13 protein-coding genes, 2 pseudogenes and 1 riboswitch are annotated in these 19813 nt (G+C 33.9%); all 15 genes and pseudogenes read right to left on the bottom strand.

All coding sequences use genetic code 11. The annotated features are described in order from the left end of the window. Window positions 1–3: 3 nt before the first annotated feature. Window positions 4–1623: an ABC transporter substrate-binding protein gene (locus tag CKL_RS05165; RefSeq protein ID WP_012101426.1), complete on the bottom strand. Its 1620-nt coding sequence runs from the start codon at window positions 1621–1623 to the stop codon at window positions 4–6. A 150-nt stretch (window positions 1624–1773) separates the two neighbouring features. Then, the gene (locus CKL_RS05160; RefSeq protein ID WP_012101425.1) at window positions 1774–3102 is read right to left on the bottom strand and encodes a nitrogenase component 1; all 1329 of its coding nucleotides are present in this window, start codon (window positions 3100–3102) and stop codon (window positions 1774–1776) included. Next, window positions 3095–4567, bottom strand: a pseudogene (locus tag CKL_RS05155) (nitrogenase component 1). The gene CKL_RS05160 and the pseudogene CKL_RS05155 overlap by 8 nt, the downstream one beginning before the upstream one ends. Before the next feature lie 221 nt (window positions 4568–4788). Then, window positions 4789–5607 carry a nitrogenase iron protein gene (nifH, locus tag CKL_RS05145; protein ID WP_012101422.1) on the bottom strand — a complete coding sequence of 273 codons (819 nt, stop codon included), beginning with the start codon at window positions 5605–5607 and terminating at the stop codon, window positions 4789–4791. Window positions 5608–5673: 66 nt separating this feature from the next. Then, a pseudogene (locus tag CKL_RS05140) lies at window positions 5674–7040 on the bottom strand (nitrogenase component 1). 47 nt (window positions 7041–7087) lie between these two features. Further along, window positions 7088–8599 (bottom strand): nitrogenase component 1, encoded by a 1512-nt coding sequence (locus CKL_RS05135; RefSeq protein ID WP_012101420.1) that lies wholly within the window; start codon window positions 8597–8599, stop codon window positions 7088–7090. A 19-nt stretch (window positions 8600–8618) separates the two neighbouring features. Beyond that, the gene (locus tag CKL_RS05130; RefSeq protein WP_012101419.1) at window positions 8619–10136 is read right to left on the bottom strand and encodes a nitrogenase component 1; all 1518 of its coding nucleotides are present in this window, start codon (window positions 10134–10136) and stop codon (window positions 8619–8621) included. A gap of 93 nt (window positions 10137–10229) precedes the next feature. Next, complete coding sequence (locus tag CKL_RS05125) at window positions 10230–11018, bottom strand: ABC transporter permease (RefSeq protein ID WP_012101418.1); 789 nt, start codon at window positions 11016–11018, stop codon at window positions 10230–10232. Window positions 11019–11054: 36 nt separating this feature from the next. Then, the gene (locus CKL_RS05120; protein ID WP_012101417.1) at window positions 11055–12125 is read right to left on the bottom strand and encodes an ABC transporter permease; all 1071 of its coding nucleotides are present in this window, start codon (window positions 12123–12125) and stop codon (window positions 11055–11057) included. Between the two features lie 99 nt (window positions 12126–12224). Then, window positions 12225–13055 carry an ABC transporter ATP-binding protein gene (locus CKL_RS05115; RefSeq protein WP_012101416.1) on the bottom strand — a complete coding sequence of 277 codons (831 nt, stop codon included), beginning with the start codon at window positions 13053–13055 and terminating at the stop codon, window positions 12225–12227. Window positions 13056–13067: 12 nt separating this feature from the next. Then, complete coding sequence (locus CKL_RS05110; protein WP_012101415.1) at window positions 13068–14147, bottom strand: ABC transporter substrate-binding protein; 1080 nt, start codon at window positions 14145–14147, stop codon at window positions 13068–13070. A gap of 41 nt (window positions 14148–14188) precedes the next feature. After that, entirely contained in the window at window positions 14189–15016 is an 828-nt protein-coding gene (locus CKL_RS05105) for an ABC transporter permease (RefSeq protein WP_012101414.1), read from the bottom strand. Window positions 15017–15045: 29 nt separating this feature from the next. After that, window positions 15046–16317, bottom strand: coding sequence for a nitrogenase cofactor biosynthesis protein NifB (nifB, locus tag CKL_RS05100; protein WP_012101412.1), 1272 nt, complete (start codon window positions 16315–16317; stop codon window positions 15046–15048). A gap of 173 nt (window positions 16318–16490) precedes the next feature. Next, a riboswitch (SAM riboswitch) is annotated at window positions 16491–16594 on the bottom strand. A 106-nt stretch (window positions 16595–16700) separates the two neighbouring features. After that, window positions 16701–18050, bottom strand: coding sequence for a nitrogenase component 1 (locus CKL_RS05095; protein ID WP_012101411.1), 1350 nt, complete (start codon window positions 18048–18050; stop codon window positions 16701–16703). 168 nt (window positions 18051–18218) lie between these two features. Beyond that, window positions 18219–19799, bottom strand: coding sequence for a nitrogenase component 1 (locus CKL_RS05090; RefSeq protein WP_012101410.1), 1581 nt, complete (start codon window positions 19797–19799; stop codon window positions 18219–18221). Window positions 19800–19813 lie beyond the last annotated feature (14 nt).

Genomic DNA, 19813 nt, shown 5'->3' with positions numbered 1-19813 from the left:
CATTTAGTTATCTGTAAATTCAAAATCCTTAAAGAAGATATTATAAAGCCATGATGCACCAAAGGTATATTTAATATTTTTATTTATGGCAAAGATAGTTTGAGGATAAGAAATAATGGCATACGGAACCTCATCTGACAATATATTTAAAATCTGCTGCTGAAGTTTAGCCCTTTCCCCCTTATCTGTGGCTGAAGACTGTTCATCTAGGAGTTTGTCAACTTCTGCATTTGTATATGCAGCTGAATTTGAACCTCCTTTACCCTTGTTAGCTGATTTATATAACGGAGTAAGATTACCATCCGCATCTGGAAAATCAGCAGTCCATCTAGTTAACAATGCATCATAATCTCTTTTTCCATCCTTATCAAATCTGCTGCCAAATTGATATGAACTGTTTTCACTCCACGTAACTTTTTGAACAGTTACATCTATGTTAATTTGTTTCAAAGCTTGTTGAAGTAACAATGCACTAGAATAATATGCTGGTTCATCATTCACTATAAGTGTAAATTTAAAACCATTTGGTACACTTGATTTACTCAAATATTCTTTAGCTTTATCAATATTATATTTGTAATCAGGTGCATTTTTAATATAAGAAGACCACAAATCTTTTTCAGTAGAAACTATAGCATCATTTATAGGTAAAGAATTAGACAGTATTGTTGTATTTTTAAATATATTGCTTACAATAGAATTAGCATCAATAGAATAATAAATTGCTTTTCTTACATTGACATCATTAAAAGGTTCTCGTTCAGTATTAAATGCTATAAAATTTATAGTAAAGGAATTGACCTTTGAAATACTTGTATTTTTAGAAGCCTTAAGCTGATCAAGCTGATCAATTGGAGCATTACTCAAATAGTCCACCTGTCCTGAGGTTAAAGCTTTAACTCTCGTTGTACTGTCTGGTATAATTTTATATACAATTTTATCAATAGCAATGTTGGCAGATTTGTCCCAATATTTAGTATTCCTTTCTAAATCAATTTCGCTGCCTGTTACCCATTTTTTAAAAACAAAGGGTCCTGTGCCAAGAATACCCCCATCTGGTTTACCAAAATTACTTTTATGCTCCTCATAATATTTTTTACTATATATATGTCCAGCAGTAGTAGCCAATGTCTGTTCCCATAGAGCATCCGGCTTGCTAAGCTTCACAGTTACTTCCCAATCACCAGTTTTTGTGATTGAAGTGACATTGGCAAACATCCACGCAACCTCTGAAGCAGTAGAAGGCTCCTTATATCTATTTAATGAAAACACCACATCATCAACAGTTAAAGGAGTCCCATCCGAAAAATTCACATCATTTCTAATCTCATAAACATAAGTAGTTGGATTAACAACCTTGTAACTTTTTGCTAATCTGGGAACAATTTTATTATTTACATCATAATAAAATAAACCTTCAGTGACCTGGAGAACAACTGCATTTGTGTTACGATCATACCCAAATGCGGGGTCTACTGCTTTAATATCACCCGATAATGCAACATTGAAAATTGTTTTTTTACTATCTGTATTATTCTCACCATTTCCGCATCCTGTAAATAATGTAGAAAATATAATTGAAACTGCCAATATAAATGTAGCTAGTTTTACTAATTTTTCCATTAATTATCACTTCCATTCACCATATAAACGGCTAATTTGTTATACTTTGAAGTTAATTAGTTCATTTTACAAAAATAAAAAGGCTGAATCTCAATAAGATACAACCTCTAGTTTTCTAGTCAGCATATTTAATATAACTATAACTTATATTTATTTATATGTTTCTAATATGTTTCCATATATATCTTCAATAAGTCTTAAACCACCATTATATCCCAGGTACCCTCCATTTAGTATGAGCCTATGCATAACAGGAAGAGTTATATTTATTCCAAAAGCATTTAATTCCCTGGTTATGTCTCTATCCCATGAACTTCCTAAAATTAACGGAATATGCATTCCCAAATTATACTTTCTAAGCCTTTCATGTATCTTTCCTCCATCTAATTCAAAAAACACTTCAAATTTTCTAGTAGATGAAATTTTACTAAATTCATTTATTATATCATTTTGATATTTCTTAGGTGTATCATCTGTTATATATTGTTCGCCTGGAAGAATGCCCAGTTCATTTAATAAAAACTGACTTATACCAAGTGCATAAAAAGAATCTGTTATATTAAAAAATCTATCTGGTATACTATACCTAAATTCAAGAAAAAAGTCAGCTGCTCTCTCTAAATAATAATAAAAATTATCTTCCTCATTTTTAATAAAATCTTCAACTCTACTAAAGTCCAAATTAGCAAACTCTCCAACTGTTCTTAAAAATTTACTGGTTTCCCCAGCACCTATAGGAGGCAGCGCATAATGCAAATAAGGTGTACCATATTTTTCTTTTAAAAATTCTGCTGTTTCAATTCCAACCCAGGGAGAAACTACAATATTAAATTGAGCATCTGGTATTGAATTCCACTCTTGTAATCCTCTGGATTTTGGCCCAAATAATATGTTGACCTTAAGCCCTATATTCTCTAGAAGATATTTTATCTGGTTTAGATTTCCTGACCAGAAGCTATCTTGGTAGGGAACTGACGACCAAACATTTACAAGACCTTTTTTAATTTGGGGACTTCTTTCCCCTATAAACTGATCTATTATGGCTTTGATTACTATCTCATGCCCTTTAAAATTTGTACCTTTGAATCCGCCTGTTTCAGCATATACTATGGGTACTCCCTGATCCTTGTAGTCTTTTACTACTTGACTCACATCATCTCCTACTATATCCGCAGTGCACCCCGTAAGAACTACAAAAATTTCTCCTTTTAACACCTTAAGAGTTCCATCTATTACCTCTCTTAACCTTGTTTCTCCTCCAAATACAACTTCTCTTTCAGTTGAATTGGTGCATGGGATTGTTCCTCCTCCAGAATATCCTGTACCTTGATAACCAGAATTTGTACTAAGCCCTCTAAAGAGTTTTACACCGCATCCGGGTCCTGAATGAATTATTGGTATTGCACCTTTTATTGCATTTACTGATTGTTGTGCTCCAAGAGTACAATAATGTCTAGGCTGTTCCAATATTTTACTCATGCTTGTTTACCTCCAAAAAAGTATCAGGTTTTTGATTAAGCCACCAATCCGTATATGCGAGTTTAGTGTGTGCAGCAATATTTTTTATGAATTCTGGAGTCTCAAGTACATCCAAAACTTTGTTTCCATAATTCAACAATCCTTGATACCCTAATCCAAATTGTTCATTGTCCATCAAAAATGTTGGTATACCAAGCTTGGCTCCCCATATAGCCATGCCGCCATGACGTGCCACAAATACATCCGGTTTTAATCTATTAAGGGAATTTATAAGTTCATATGATTGTTTATTACATACATTAAAATGTTTTATATCTCCATAAGTTTCAACTAAGTGATCTAAACTCTTTCCTTTATCATCTCTGTTGTCATAACATGGATCATGATGAAATATGGATGCTCCTACAATTTCAACGCCCAAATCCCTTAAAATATACATTATGCTGTGTCCATGGGCAGCACCTGCTGTAATATAAACTCTTTTCCCTTTTAATTTTTCTCTCAGCCTTTCAAGTTCAGGATATATCCTTTCCTTTTCTGATTTAATTAATTCCTCCACTTCTTTTTCTTTGCCGGTTATCCTGCCAAGTTCTCTAAACCAGGCATCCGTTCCCTCTATTCCATAAGCAGGTGGAGTTTTAACTTCCGGCACTCCATATTCCTGTTCAAGAGATGCAGCCAAATAAGTCCCCAGTGTGGGACAAATCTGCACTGTAGCTGCTGCTTCAGATATTTTTTGCAATTGATCTATTGTAGAAAATGGTACTATATAATTGGGGATTAAACCAATCCTTCCAAATAAATCAGTAAAAATATCGGTACCCCAAAAATTAATCACATTTATTGTATCTTTTCTTTTTTTAATTGGTGGTTTTACTATCTTTCTGATTATTGCATGATATGCTGCATCAAAACCAGTGGTCCAAATTTTAGATCTAAAGCCTTCACATGAAACATATACAACCGGAATATTAAATTTATTCTCAGCTTCCTGGGCTATGGTATCTACATCATCACCTATAATTCCAGATGCACAGGAAGTTGTTATAAATATTGCATTAGGTTTAAATCTATAATATGCTTCTTCTATAGTGGATTCCAATTTTTGTCCTCCGCCATATATAGTATCTTCCTCATTTAAGTTTGTATTTAATAAATTTGCATTTGCAACTGGAATATTTCTTGCTTATCTTTCTACTCTATTTATAAAGTTAAAATCTGAAAAATCAGCCGAACAGCCCAGTGGAGCATGATTTATAACCACAGCATCCAGTATTAAAGCCAGCTGACACAATGCATTACCTGAGCTGCATCCTAAGCATTGGCTAAAAGAATGCATTCTATCACAAAGTTTTCCTGATTTTGATTTATTACAAAGTTCAGATGCACTTCCATAAAATCCCGTAATTGAACCAAGTCTTCTCTCTCTAATTTCAACTTCTGGTGACTTTATATTTACCCTCAAAACTATTACCCCCTTCTGAAATTCCACCCAGAAAAACAATTCATGTAAAGCAAGAATAAATAAAGTTATGCTTTAGATATTGATGATATGCCGTTTGTTTGATTGAATTGACAATACACATTTATTAGGTCAGATACCCTTCCACAATCTTTAATTCTACATCAAAGTAACATGTATTTAGGTATCTGACTGTATTAATGTTAAAATTACTTTTATTTACACTAATCTATAAGCCCATGCTCTAAAAATATTTCTTCAAGTCTTTCCTGACTCATAGGTTTTGGAATTACAAACAATTCATTTTCTTCTATTGCTTTTGCAAGAGATCTATATTCAGCAGCTTGATCTTCATCAGAATCAAACTGTATTACTGTCTGTTTGTGAATTTCAGCTTTTTGAACTACATTATCCCTTGGAACAAAATAAATTAACTGAGTGCCTAATTCCTTTGCAAAAGTCTCCAGTAATTTCTTTTCATTGTCTACATTTCTGCTGTTGCAGATAATTCCACCTAATCTTACTCCACCTTTTTTAGCATATTTTTTTATTCCCTTTGATATATTGTTTGCAGCATATAGAGCCATCATTTCACCACTGGCTACAATATATATTTCTTTGGCTTTTCCTTCACGAATAGGCATAGCAAAGCCTCCGCACACAACATCTCCTAATACATCATAAAAAACATAGTCTAAGTCATCAGTATATGCTCCTAATCTCTCCAGCATGTTTATAGATGTAATTATTCCTCTTCCTGCACATCCCACACCTGGTTCCGGTCCACCAGATTCAACACATTTTATTCCACCAAATCCTGTTTTCATTATATAATCTAATTCTACATCTTCTCCTTCTTCCCTCAATGTATCTAGAACTGTCTTCTGTGCAAGTCCACCTAAAAGAAGCCTTGTAGAATCAGCTTTAGGATCGCATCCAACTACCATAACATTTTTTCCTAATTCCGATAAACCTGCTGTTAAATTTTGTGTAGTTGTGGATTTACCTATTCCGCCTTTTCCATAAATCGCTACTTGTCTCATATATATGTTCCTCCTCAAATTGAAAATATGATTATTAAATTTATTTAAACTACATTTACATTAAAATTATGCACTAGCTCCAACTATAGTAGTGTATATCTTTTCAAGCAAAGTAAGAGCTCCTCTATAACCTACATAAGATTTCGAAAGCACCAGTTCATAAGATGCCGGAAAGCCCACTTCAACTATGGATCCTTTTAATTCTTTAGTAAGATCCCTTTCCCAGGTAGTCCCAAAAATAATAGGGGGTTTATGACCAAAATCTGTTTTTCTATTTTTTCATGAATGGTATAACTGTCTTCTTCAAATTCTATATCTACTGAAACATCTTCTGCTATATTTTTAAATTCCTCCCGAATACCACTTCTATATCTTTCAGGTGGATCTTCCGTAATAATTTGTATGGCAGGTATAAGCCCCAGTTGATTTACCAAAAACTTTGTGAGAGCTAAATTATATGCACTATCACCTATTACCGCAAATTTTGCTGGTAATCCCCACCAATACTCTGCATAAAAATCAGAAAAATCCTCTAGGTACTCATAATATTTCTTTTCTTCTTCTTTAATAAATTTTTCTGCCTTAACTTTATCAATGCCTGAAAATTCTACTACTTTTCTTAAAAAACTACTGGTTTCCTTTGCTCCTATTGGAATTGTAGGAATATGCAAATAAGGCTGTTTATATTTTTTCTTCAATTTTTCTGCAGTTTTAAGACCCAACCATGGGGATAATACCAGATTAAATTGTGCTTTTTTAATATTCTTCCACTCTGAAACCCCTGCACTTTCATGTCCAAATAATATATTAACCTTTAAACCTATACCCTCTAGGATTCTTTTAATTTCTGTAAGATCTCCCCTCCAAAAAGTATTATGATAAGGAAGAAGTGACCACACATTTACAAGTCCCTTTTCTAAAGGTCCATCATAATCACCTACATACTGATCGATGATAGCTTCTGTAACCAATTCATGTCCTGTAAAATTATTTCCTTTAAATCCACCTGTCTCTGCATACACTATAGGACGACCTTCATCCTGAAATTCACCTACTACAGCTCCAACATCATCTCCAACAGTATCTGGAATACATCCTGTCATAACTACAAATAAATCCGCATCCAGAACTTTAAAGGTTGCATCTATAAGTTCTCTCAGCCTGTCTTCACCACCAAATACAACTTCCTTTTCATAAATATTGGAACTTGGGACAACAGAACCTCCTCCATATCCTCCCCCCTGAAATCCGTTATAAAAAGCCAGATTAGAAGTTTGTTTATCCACACATCCCGGACCACAATGGGCAATTGGAATTACTCTTGGAATTGCAAAAGCACTGTGTACGGCCCCTAGGGCGCATCCATATCTAATCTGTTCAATTGAATTTGATTTTTCTATACTTTTATTTATATCTTTTAATTCTGCTTTTATACTGGACACTATATCCACTCCTATTCTATAAAGTCACTGCTATTTTCTTAATATACAACATAATGTTGTTTTTCTAATATATAAGGATCTCTCTGTTCAAGCCACCATTTCGTATAAGGCAGTTTAACATGAGAGGACAAATCTTTGTGGAACTTTTTACGTGCAAGTATATCTAATATAGTTTCTCCTAAGTTTAAAATCCCCTGATAACCTACAGCATGGTGTTCATCACCAAGAGGAACTGCCGGTATACCCATACGGGATGCCAAAGAGGCAAGCCCTGCATGTCTTATAATAATAAAGTCAGGATTAACATTCTTAAGCAGTCCATAAAACTGATACTGCTGTCTATTGCTTACACTAAAATTAGGAACATCACCATAATTGTCTACTAAAAATTTTAGAGAATCCTTAGTGGGATCATTATTGTCATATACAGGATCATGATGAAACACCAAAGAACCGTCTACTTGAACTCCAAGCTCTCCAAGCACTGCTATAAGTCCATGAGAATAAGCTGAACCTGTGGCTGCGTAACCTTTTTTGCCACTTAATAATTTTTTAAGTTCTTTTATTTTCGGTGCTATTCTTTTATGCTCCTTTTCTATATACGCTTCTGCTTCTTTCTCCCTATGCGTAACTCTTGCCAGCTCCCTTATCCACGCATCTGTTCCTGCGATTCCATAAGGTTGCGGTGCTTTAACTTCTGGAACCCCAAATTGTTCTTCCAAACCAGCTGCCAGGTAAGAAGATAAGGTGTGACAAAACGAAACAGTAGCAGCAGCTTCTGAAAGCTGTTCTAAATCCTCTACAGTTGCCATATCTACTACATAATTAACCCTAAGTCCCAATTCTGCTAGTATTGGAGTAAATACATCACTTCCCCAAAGATTAATTACATTCACTAGATCTTCCTGTTTTTTAGAACTTTTACGAACTATATATTTTAAAATCCCATGCTGGGTAGCATCAAAACCTGTACTCCAGTGTTTTGATCTAAAGCCTTCACAATACATAGGAACAACTGGAATTTTAAACTCTTCATGCAGTTTGCTTGCTACACTATCTATATCTTCTCCAATGATACCTGTAACACAGGAGGTTGCAATAAAAATTGCTTTAGGATGATGTCTTTCCCAAGCATCTCTTATAGACTGTTCCAATTTTTCAAGTGCTCCAAATACCATATCTGTTTCTTTTATATTGGTATTAATTACCTTCATATTTTCTATAGGTAGTTTTCTATTTTTTAGACCATTTCTATATATGGAATTACAGGCCACCTGGCTGGTTCCACAACCTATGGGAGAATGTTGAATTAAAATTGCATCTCTCACTTCTCCTGCCTGACACTCCACCATTCTTTCACTACAGCTGGAACCCTGAGTAAAGGGACCTATAGCTTCACAAAGTCTTTTTCCTCCATTACCTTTACATCCTCCACAGGTATATGCAGAATCTCTAGAAAGATCTGAAGTTTTCCCAGTTTTCCATCCAATTATAGTACCAAGACGTTGTTCCCTTGTCTTTACCACAGATGTATTTAAATCAACTTTCATATATATCATCCCCTAATAACTATTCTATTTTTACAAAATTACTTTTCTCAAGTATATAAGGATCCCTCTGCTCAAGCCACCATTTTGTATAAGGCAATTTAGTATGCTCTGCTAAATCCTGATGGAATTTTTTATGCTGAAGTATTTCTAAAATGGTTTCACCTAAATTTAAAATTCCGCTGTAACCTATAGCATGGTGTTCATCCCCCAATGGAGCTGCAGGAATTCCCATTCGTGAAGCTAATGGAGCCAACCCATTATGTCTAATAAGAATAAAATCTGGATTTACATTTTTAAGCAGCCCATAAAACTGAAATTGCTGCCTGTTACTTACACTAAAATTAGCAACATCCTCATAATTATCTACTAAGAATTTCAGAGTATCCTTGCTGGGATCATTATTATCATATACTGGATCATGATGAAATACTAAGGATCCATCCACCTGAATTCCAAGTTCTTTAAGTACTGCAATAAGTCCATGAGAATAAGCTGAACCTGTAGCTGCATAGCCCTTTTTACCCTTTAACAATTTTTTAAGTTCTTCTATCTTAGGTGCTATTCTTTTATGCTCTTTTTCTATATATATTTCCGCTTCTTTTTCTCTATGGGTAACTCTTGCCAGTTCTCTTAACCATGCATCTGTTCCTGCAATTCCATAAGGCTGAGGTGCCTTAACTTCAGGTACTCCAAAATGTTCTTCTAAAGCAGCCGCCATATAAGAACCCAACGTGTTACAGAAAGTAACAGTAGCTGCAGCTTCTGAAAGCCTTTCTAAATCTTCCACTTTAGCTAAATCTATAACATAGTTAACCTCAAGTCCTAACTCTGCCAGCATAGGCGTAAATACATCACTGCCCCAGAGGTTAATTATATTTACTAAATTCTCCTGTTTCTTAGGATTTTTTCTAACCAGCTGCCTTAAAATTCCATGCTGTGTGGCATCAAACCCCGTACTCCAGTGCTTGGATCTAAATCCTTCACAATACATAGGAATAACGGGAATATTGAGTTCCTCCTGCATTTTACTGGCTACACTATCCACATCCTCTCCAATTATTCCTGAGGCACAGGAGGTTCCAATAAATATAGCTCTAGGCTGATGTCTGTTCCATGCATCCCTTATAGACTGTTCCAATTTATCAAGTGCACCAAATACCATATCTGTTTCTTTCATATTGGTATTGATTATCTTTATATTTTGTATAGGCAAATTTCTAATGGCAAGCCCATTTCTATATATGGAATTGTAAGCTACCTGTCCTGTTCCACAGCCTATTGGTGCATGTTGAATCAAAACTGCATCCCTTACATTTCCAGCCTGACATTCTACCATTTGTTCACTGCAAGTAGAACCTTGAGTAAAAGGTCCTGTGGCCTCACAAAGCCTTTTGCCTCCATTTCCCTTGCATCCTGCACAAGTAAATGCAGAATCCTTAGAAAGCTCTGATGCCTTTCCAGTTTTCCAGCCAATAATAGTTCCAAGACGCTGTTCACGTGTATCTACTACAGAAGTATTAAGATTAAATTTCTTCATATATTATATCCTCCCTTGATTTAGGTATCTGAAAATAAATAATAAGTCAAAGTTTGAAGATACCTTAGCTAATAAAATACGATTTTTGTTAAATCATATACTTAAGTTAATACCATTAAATACCTCCTCATTCTTGTTAACTATAAGCTTACTTTCAATAAATTTTATTATTATATCCACAAACAACCCAAGAATGGCTATAACAATGGCCACTGCAAATATTTTGTTTATAGCGTAATTTTCTTGATTATTTAGAATCAGCCATCCAAGTCCTGAACTTGCCCCCATCATTTCCGCTGCAATAAGCATAAAAAATGAATATCCAGCACTAATTCTAATACCTACAAAAACTGAAGGTAATATTGAGGGTATTACTACCTTATAAAAAAGTTTCCATCTTTTAAGTCCAAACCCCCTTGCTGCTTTTAGTATTAGAGAATCCATATTTCTAATACCATAAATTGTATTAAACATTATAGGCCAGATACATGTCCATGCAATTACTACTACTTTAGTAATCTCTCCAATGCCTAAGAACAACAATGCAACATGGAATAATATAAATGGATTAACTTGAGAGAAAATCTCTATAACAGGCTCCGCTATAAGCTCCAATTTAGAAAACCATCCTCCAAGGAAAAACCCCAGTGGTATGCCAATTATAATTGAAATAATAAATCCTAATAATGCTCTTTCCACACTTATGGCTACACTCAATATAAGATTTTCTGATACGAACATATTCCATAGAGTCACCACTACTGTGGAGAAAGGTGGAATAAACAAAGGATTTACTAATTTGGATCTGCTGACTATTTCCCATACTATAACAAATATAAACAAAACTAAAAATTTATAAAATGTATCTTTATTAAATTTCATCAAATCATTCTCCTATAAAAATTTCATTCTACAGCTTTATTTGCCATCCATATGCATATGTTCTTCCATATCCTCATTATTTTTATTCATATCCATATGCTTTTCCATATCTTTATCATCTTTATCCATATTCATGTGTTCTTCCATATTCTTAGTATCTTTATTTATGTCCATATGAAAATTGCCCCCACTATCTGAATATTGTGCAAGTTTTACTTGATAAGTACCCACTCCTATAATTACAATCAGGCTTAAAACTATAGTCACAATTTCAGCTTTTTTAAATTTAGTTACAACATTCTTCCATTTTGCAAAACTAAATATGTGTGTAGATTCTTTCCAGAAAAATACTTTGTTTTGAATATAAATTAAAAATCTATTTAAAATTATGCCGAGAATTACAACACATATACCTGCCGCATACATCCTTGGAATTTGGTTGTTCATAGCAGAATTATGAAAAAGCCATCCTACTCCTGCAGTAGCACCAATCATTTCTGCAGCAATAAGCATAAAAAATGACATTTCAACACCTAATCTAAGTCCTAGAAAAATAGAAGGTTTTGCACCGGGCAGAAGTACTTTTCTAGCCATATCTAAATTATTTATTTTCATAGATAGTGCAGTTTTAATTAAAATAGGATCCACTCTTCTTACACCTGATATAGTATTGTATAAAAGAGGCCATATACAAACCCAAGTAACTACTGCCAACTTTGCACCTTCACCTATTCCAAAAAATAGAATGAATATGGGCATTAATGAAAAAGAATTTACTTGAGATAGAATCCTAAAAAGAGGATCAAAAATATCTGCAATACCAGTAAACCACCCGCCAAGCAAAAAACTTAGTGGAACAGAAATAACAATTGCTATTGAAAGTCCTATTAAAACTCTCCAGAGGCTTACCATAATATGAATAAATAATCCATTATGAAACCACAAATTATATACCTGTTCTAAGACTTTTGAAAGAGGTGGAACAAATTGAGAATCCAAAACTCCAAATTTAGGGAAAACTTCCCATAGCAACAAAAATATTGCCACACCTAAATATCTCAAAATATAATATTGAATATAACTATTATATTTTTCTACTTTATTCACTGTAACACTCCTTAAGATTTTTAATTTCTTTCTAAAAATAATATTATTTTTAGAAAGAAATTAAATTGAATTTGTAAAGAGACTTTGGAATTGTAATTTTTAAATTACATGTTTTTTATCATCATTACCATGGAGCAGTTCCCATATCCTATTTCTATTAGAGCTAAATTCCTGAGACATTCTCACATTAACAGTACTTCTAGGTCTTGGAAAGTTTATTTCAATAACCTCTTTAATCTTGCCTGGATTAGGGGTCATTACCACTACTCTATCTGCTAAAAATATTGCTTCTTCAATACTATGAGTTATAAATACAATAGTTTTATTGGTATCTTCCCATATATTCAACAACTCTTCCTGAAGTAATTCTCTAGTTTGAGCATCCACTGCTGCAAAAGGTTCATCCATAAGTAAAACATCCGGATCATATGCCAATGCCCTTGCAATTGCCACCCTCTGTTTCATACCTCCTGATAACTCATGGGGATATCTATTTTGAAAATTGCTTAATCCCACAAGTTTAATAAATTTATTACTTATTTCTTTTCTTTCATTTTTTGGTATGCCTTTTATTTCAAGGCCAAATTCAATATTTTGTTCTACAGTTCTCCATGGGAATAATGCATACCCTTGAAAAATAATACCCCTGTCCAGATCTGGTCCTTCAATCAACTTATCATCTATATATAGTTCCCCGGATGTAGGTTTAGATAAGCCAGCTAAAATATCTAAAAATGTTGATTTACCACATCCACTAGGCCCTACAATGGTTATAAATTCTCCTTTTTTTATCTTTAAATTAAAGTTGTCCAGTGCCAAAAATTTTTCACTTTTTTCGCCGTTTTCAGATTTTATATCATAGAATTTTTGTACATTTTTAACTATAATCTTGTAATTATCAGGCCTTGATTTTTCAATTACTTTACTCATTTAATTTTCCCCCTAATTTTTAACTATAAAATTTGGTGATGAAGCTAAATTAGTATATTTATCAAACTTATGAGTGACTATATCACTAACTTTCACTTTTGTATCCTGAGGAAGTGCTCCGCTCTTTATACTCCCATCTATCCACTCTTGTATATCACTATCTTTTATAGTTCCATCAATGGCATAGTAATGATTGGCACTTACAGGTACTCCTATAGCCTCTTCTACCATTTTATTTACTTTAGCCCTTTCTTCCGCATTTGGAATACTTTCATTTATATATCTTTCTGCTTTTTTAACTGCCACTATAAACTTTTCAACCTCTTCTGGATGTTTTTCTATAAAGCTATCTGAAAAATAGTAAAGATAAGTTCCTCCATTTTCACCAGCTATAGGTTCGCTTGTGGTGAGTATATTGCCAATTCCGCTGTCTTCAATAGATTTATAATATGGTGGATGAACTACGGCAATTTGAATAAGTCCTTTCTTTAAAGCTAAAACTTGTTCTACATCAGGCATTTGGATCCATTCAATTTTATCTATAGGTATATTATTTTGTTCAACAAACAATTTATAGGACAAATAATCCACACAAGAATTTCTGGAATTGGTTCCAACCTTAACCTTTCCATCATAATTTTTAATATCCGCTAGTGTTTTTATAGTTCCATTCTTATTACTTACCCACCACATGTGCTGAAGATGCTCGTAGTCAGTTGTATCTTTTGATGGTTCTACAATAGATCTTGCTACAGCTTTTATCTTAGCTCCTCCTTGTGCAGCAATGGCTAGATTATTAGGATGTGCATCTCCAAAATCATTATTTCCATTTAATATAGATGGAAGCCTTTGCGCAGGCTGGGTATCACCTGTATATTCTACTTTTAAACCCTGCTCCTTAAAATATCCAAGTTTATCCGCTATTACAATAGGTGCTGCTGTACAATCTTTCCTGCTCCAGGTTTTAACAACTTGTAACTCTTTACTTTTATCGGCATTAGATGCTTCATCTTTTTTACTGCCACAAGCTGAAAAAATTAGTGTTGATAAAAATACAGTACTTAATATTAAAGCTAATTTTTTATTTTTCATTCTTAGTTTCCCCCTTAAAAGTGTTTTATTATTTAATATTTTTAAGCTGTAAAAGATTCTTCTTTCCAGACAATAACTTTCCTTTCTATAAAAGTTATTGTTTTATTTATAAGTATTCCTAACACTGCAATTGTAAATGCTGCTGCAAAAAGCCTATTAATTTGAAAATTAACCTCTGAATTTAACACCATCCATCCAAGTCCTGCACTTGCACCAATCATCTCAGCTGCAATTAACATAAGAAACGCATTTCCCGAACTCAATTTCAATCCTGCAAATATATTAGGTGCTGAACCCGGCAAAATGATTTTCCAAAACAATTTTACTTTAGATGTACCCATAGCTCTGGCGGCTTTAATCAGAAGTGGATCTATAGTTTTTACTCCTGTTATGGTACTAAACAATATAGGCCATATTGAAACCCAAAATATTATTGATATTTTGGCTACCTCTCCGATTCCAAAGAGTAGAATAAAAACTGGAAGCAGAGAAAAAGGATTTACCTGGGCTAAAATTTGAAGTAGGGGATCTAAAAATTCCTCAACTTTTTTAAATCCTCCTCCAAGTAGAAAACCTAATGGCAGTGCTATAACTGCCGCCAGCATGAACCCTATTATGGCTCTCATAAGGCTTACCTTAACATGTACTATCATTTCATTTTTAAATATAAGATCCCAAATTGTACTGATGGTTTCTGAAAAAGTAGGTATAAATTGGTGATCAGCTATACCTACTATAGGGGCTATCTGCCAAAAAACCAGAAACAATACAATGGCTAGGCTTTTTCTGAAAACTTTAGTTAACAATTCATTTAAACCGCTCTTATTATTTACAATTCTTATATCTTTTGTCACATTTTTTGTATTCATATTTACCCTTCCCCTTTGTACTTGAATATTTATGAATCTTTTTCAAGTAATTCTATGGCCTTTTTTATACCCTGCTCTATACTAAAATACATCTGGAATACCTTTATTCCCTTCTCATGTAACATGGCCAAAGGCTCAAAACCTATTCTCAATACAAGTACTGCATTGCAATCCTCTATACTTTTTAAAATATTTGATATTTTATCATCATGGCCATCACATTCACTTATACCACCGCAGTATTTATTTATAATTCTTTTTTCTTTAAGTTCAATCTTTTTGTTTACTACATCATATATATAGAATTGTGACACATGTCCAAAATGTGCATCCACATTTACACCAGATTTAGTTGCAACTGCAAATCTATACTTACTCTCCTTATAAATTTTCTCTTTACCGTCAAGCTTAACTATATTTTTCCCTTTAAAATCATCTTCAGTATCACTTCTAAATTCACTAGATATATCCTTCTCTAAAGTTCCTATTGCATCAGCTCTACACTGTTTACAATGATACATCTGCTTTAAATCCAGTTCGCATTTTTTCCTCATATGATTTAATTCCAGATCACTTACAGTAGGCATATTTTCAAACACACTACCTTTAACCGGTATAAGAGGCATAATATTTGTCATATATGCTCCACATTCTTTAACCTTTTTAACTACTTCTGGAATATGGCTGCTGTTAATTCCCTTTATCATAACAATATTTACCTTGCATATTATACCTTTTTGAGCAATATACCTAAGACCCGATAATTGATTATTTAACAATACATTTCCTGCCTCTTCTCCTTCAAGAACACTTCCTAAATAATTAACAAATTTATATATCTTTGCGCCTATTTTAGGATCCACTGCGTTTATAGTTATAGTGACATGAGTTACTCCCAGTCTTATTATCTCATCTGCATAAAAAGGCAGCATCAACCCATTGGTTGAAAGGCAAAATGTAATATTTGGTGACTCTTTTTTTATTAGTTCTATAGATTTTTTAGTTTCTTCAAAATTTGCCAGCGGATCTCCCGGGCCTGCTATACCTACCACAGTCAAATTTTTCACTTTGTCTTTTACTATATTAAATTTATCTCTGGCTTTCTCGGGAGTTAAAACTTCACTGGTAACACCCGGTCTAGTCTCATTCACACAATCGTATTTTCTATTACAAAAATTACAACTTACATTACACTTTGGCGCTACAGGAATATGCATTCTTGCATATTTATGGGCAATACAGTTGTAACAGGGATGGGTTAATGTCCTCTCTTCTACGCTTTTTGCAAAATCTATGCTCATGTTTTTCTATCTCCTCTCTGCATAACTTAAATATAAAAAGAGACTAAGTAAACCGAATAAAATTCAGTTTACCTAGTCTCCAGTGTGTCTGGTCAACTAAGATATCGAAATTAATATTATACAATAAAAAACTTCTTACAGATGAAATGTAAGAAGCTTAACTCTTTCTCAATATCTCATCTTTCAGGTTACCCCGCAGGAATTAGCACCATTGAACAAATAACATTCAGGTTGCCGGGCATCATAGGGCCAGTCCCTCCGCCTCTCTTGATAAGAAGTTTTATATTAAATTTTAATTCACATAATGTACTTTTACTTATTGATAGTACTATACAATTTTTTAGTTCTTTTGTCAATAGTTAATTTATCATAATTATTATTTTTTATTTTCCACCTACAGTTGATGTATAAATTCTCTCTATCAACTGCAGGGCACCTCTATATCCTATATGGCATCTATTCAGTACCACTGTCTCAGAAGAAGGCGGATCTATTTCTATTAGTAATGCATTTTTTTCTCGTGCTACATCGGATTCCCATGTTGAACCTAATATCAATGGAACTCCTGAACCGAAATCGGCTTCTGAAAGTGATCTTTCTGCAAGATAACCATCTTCAATATATTCTACTTCCACAGATACACCTTCTGATAGATTCCTAAATTCCTTGCTTATTTTCTCTCTAAATTGCTCTGGCGGATTATCCGTAATGATTTGCTTTACAGGTATAAGTCCAATCTGATCTGACAGAAACTTTGTATAGGCAAGTGCATATGCACTGTCTCCTACAACAGCAAATCGAGAAGGCAAACCATACCAATACTCTGCAAAAAAGTGTGAAAAAGAATCTAAAAAGTAATAATATAATTCTGCTTCTTCTGCAATAAACGCTTCTGATTTTTTAGCATCTATTCCTGCATATTCAATTAATTGTCTTATAAAAGCAGTAGTAGCTTCCTCACCAATAGGTATTACAGGAATATGCAAATAAGGCTGATCATATTTTTTTTCTAAATGTTTGGCAATATTCACTCCTACCCAGGGTGATATTACAAGATTAAATTGCGCTTTAGGAATTTCCTTCCATTCTTTAGTTCCACCACTTTGTGGTCCAAAAAGCACATTTACTTCAAAACCTACATTCTTTAAAATCCTTACAATCTCCAGATAGTCTCCACGCCAATTTGTATTAAAAAAAGGTGTCTCAAACCACAAATTAATTAATCCTTTTTTCTTTTCACCTTTATAATCTCCAACAAATTGGTCTATGATTGCTTCCACAACAATTTCATGACCTATAAGGTTTGAACCTTTGAAGCCAGCTGTATCTGCATGCACTATAGGATACCCTGCCTCACGATATTTCTTTACAATTGCTCCAACATCATCTCCTATAAGTTCTCCAGTACAACCTATAGCTACCACAAATAATTCACCATTGTAAATTGCTAAAACTGATTTTATTAAATCATCAAGTTTTTTTTCACCTCCAAATACTATATCATTCTCACCTACATTTACACTGGCAACATTACCTCCACCAGTACTGGTAGAACCTTGAAAACCATTTTCAAATCCCATAAAAAAATATTGTTTGTACATACACCCCGGACCACAGTTCGCAATTGGAACACCATTCTTAATTGCTACTGCAGTATATGCACCCCCCACTGCACAAGCATAATGTGGATGTACTATTGTACTACTTTTTTTATTTATCTTAGTCTCAGCCACTCTAATCCTCCTCATGTATTCTTAAGAAATTTTTTTTACTGCGTTTTCGCAGTTTTTTACTTTTTGATTACTTTATTAGAGCTAATAGTTAGAGGATCACCTGCTTACACAGTGTCCTAAATTAACTTCGTCCTGCCCGTCCATAACCAAAGTGTCAGTGCAACTTACTTACACAATTTCTACTATTTCATCAATCACTTCAAGTTTTACTCTTTCATCAAGCACTTCAGGATGTCTTGCAAGCAAAAATGGATCATCTTGGCTAAGCCACCATTCATTATATGGACTTTTAACGTGTCTTGAAAGAACCTCATTAAACTTCTTTCTTGCAAGAATATCTAATAGAACCTCACCTGTCCTAATTATTCCATCATAACCAACAGGAAAATGCTCATCACCCATAGCTAAAGATGGTATACCAAGTTTTGCCGCTTCAGGTGCAAGTCCTTGATGTCGAATTATTACAAAATCTGTCTTTACTCGTTTAAATAAAGCATTTAGTTGGAATGCCTGTGTTTTACTTACTGTAAAATTAGGAATATCTCCGTAAGTGCTTATAAGTTCATTCAGCGTATCCTGATTCTCATGTCCACCATCGTAAACAGGATCGTGATGGAATACTACAGAACCATCAACACTTATTCCTAATTCACGCAAAACTGAAATAAGACTATGTGCATAAGATGAACCTGTCATAACAAATCCTTTAATTCCTTTAAACTTTTTGCGCAATTCTTCAATTTTAGGAAGTACTTTTTCATGCTCCTTCTTTATATACTCTTCGGTTTCTTTTTCTTTGCCAACAATTTTACCAATTGCCCTGAACCAGGAATCCGTACCTGCAATTCCATAAGGCTGAGGTGCATCAATCTGTGGAACATCAAAATGTTCCTCAAGTGCTGTAGCCATATAAGAACCAAGTGTGTGACAAAAAGTTGCAGTAGCCACAGCTTCCGATGCTTGGGCAAGTTCATCATAGCTTGCCATATCTATCATATAATTTACTCTCAGACCAAGAGGTTTTAACATTTCTGTAAAATAATCAGTTCCCCACAAAGCTACAATGTTAATTAAATCCTTTTGCTTTTCAGGTTTACGTTTTACTATTTGACGTAGAACTCCATGCTGTGAAACATCAAATCCAGTACTCCAGTGTTTTGAGCGAAATCCTTCGCAATGCAGAGGAATAACTGTCACTCCAATTTCTTTTTCCATCTCTTCTGCAACACTCTCTATATCTTCACCTATAATAGCAGTAGCACACGCCATGGAGATAAAAATTGCCTTAGGATTAAAACGTTCCTTTGCATCTCGTATTGTTTGTTTTAGTTTATCCGAAGCACCAAAAACCATATCATTTTCTAAAAGATTTGTGCTGTAAATCTGTAAATTCTGTGGTGGTTTATTTCTTCTTCCAAGTCCCATATTAAAGGCAAGATTAAACCAAGGATTATCTGCGGAACATCCAATTGGAGCATGCTGAATAAGTACACAGTCTGTAATATTTCCTATTTGGCATTCAACAATAGCATTAGCACACATGGTCTGTTGATTTAATGGTGAATTTAATTCACACAACCGACAAGCTTTCTGTTTTCCACAACCATCATGTTTTCTTTGGCTTCTCAATTCATAGTTTGATTCCCTCCACAACTCAGTCGCCGAACCATCCCAAGCGGTTATAGTTCCTAATCTCGTCTCTCGGTTTTCTACTTCCGTTAAGTTGAGATTTATTGTTTTTTTTGACATTGTATCACCCTTTC

The sequence above is a fragment of the Clostridium kluyveri DSM 555 genome, assembly GCF_000016505.1.
GTDB lineage: Bacteria > Bacillota > Clostridia > Clostridiales > Clostridiaceae > Clostridium_B > Clostridium_B kluyveri.
The sequence above is the reverse complement of the archived record's forward strand: the minus strand, read 5'-3'. Positions and strand labels throughout refer to the sequence as shown.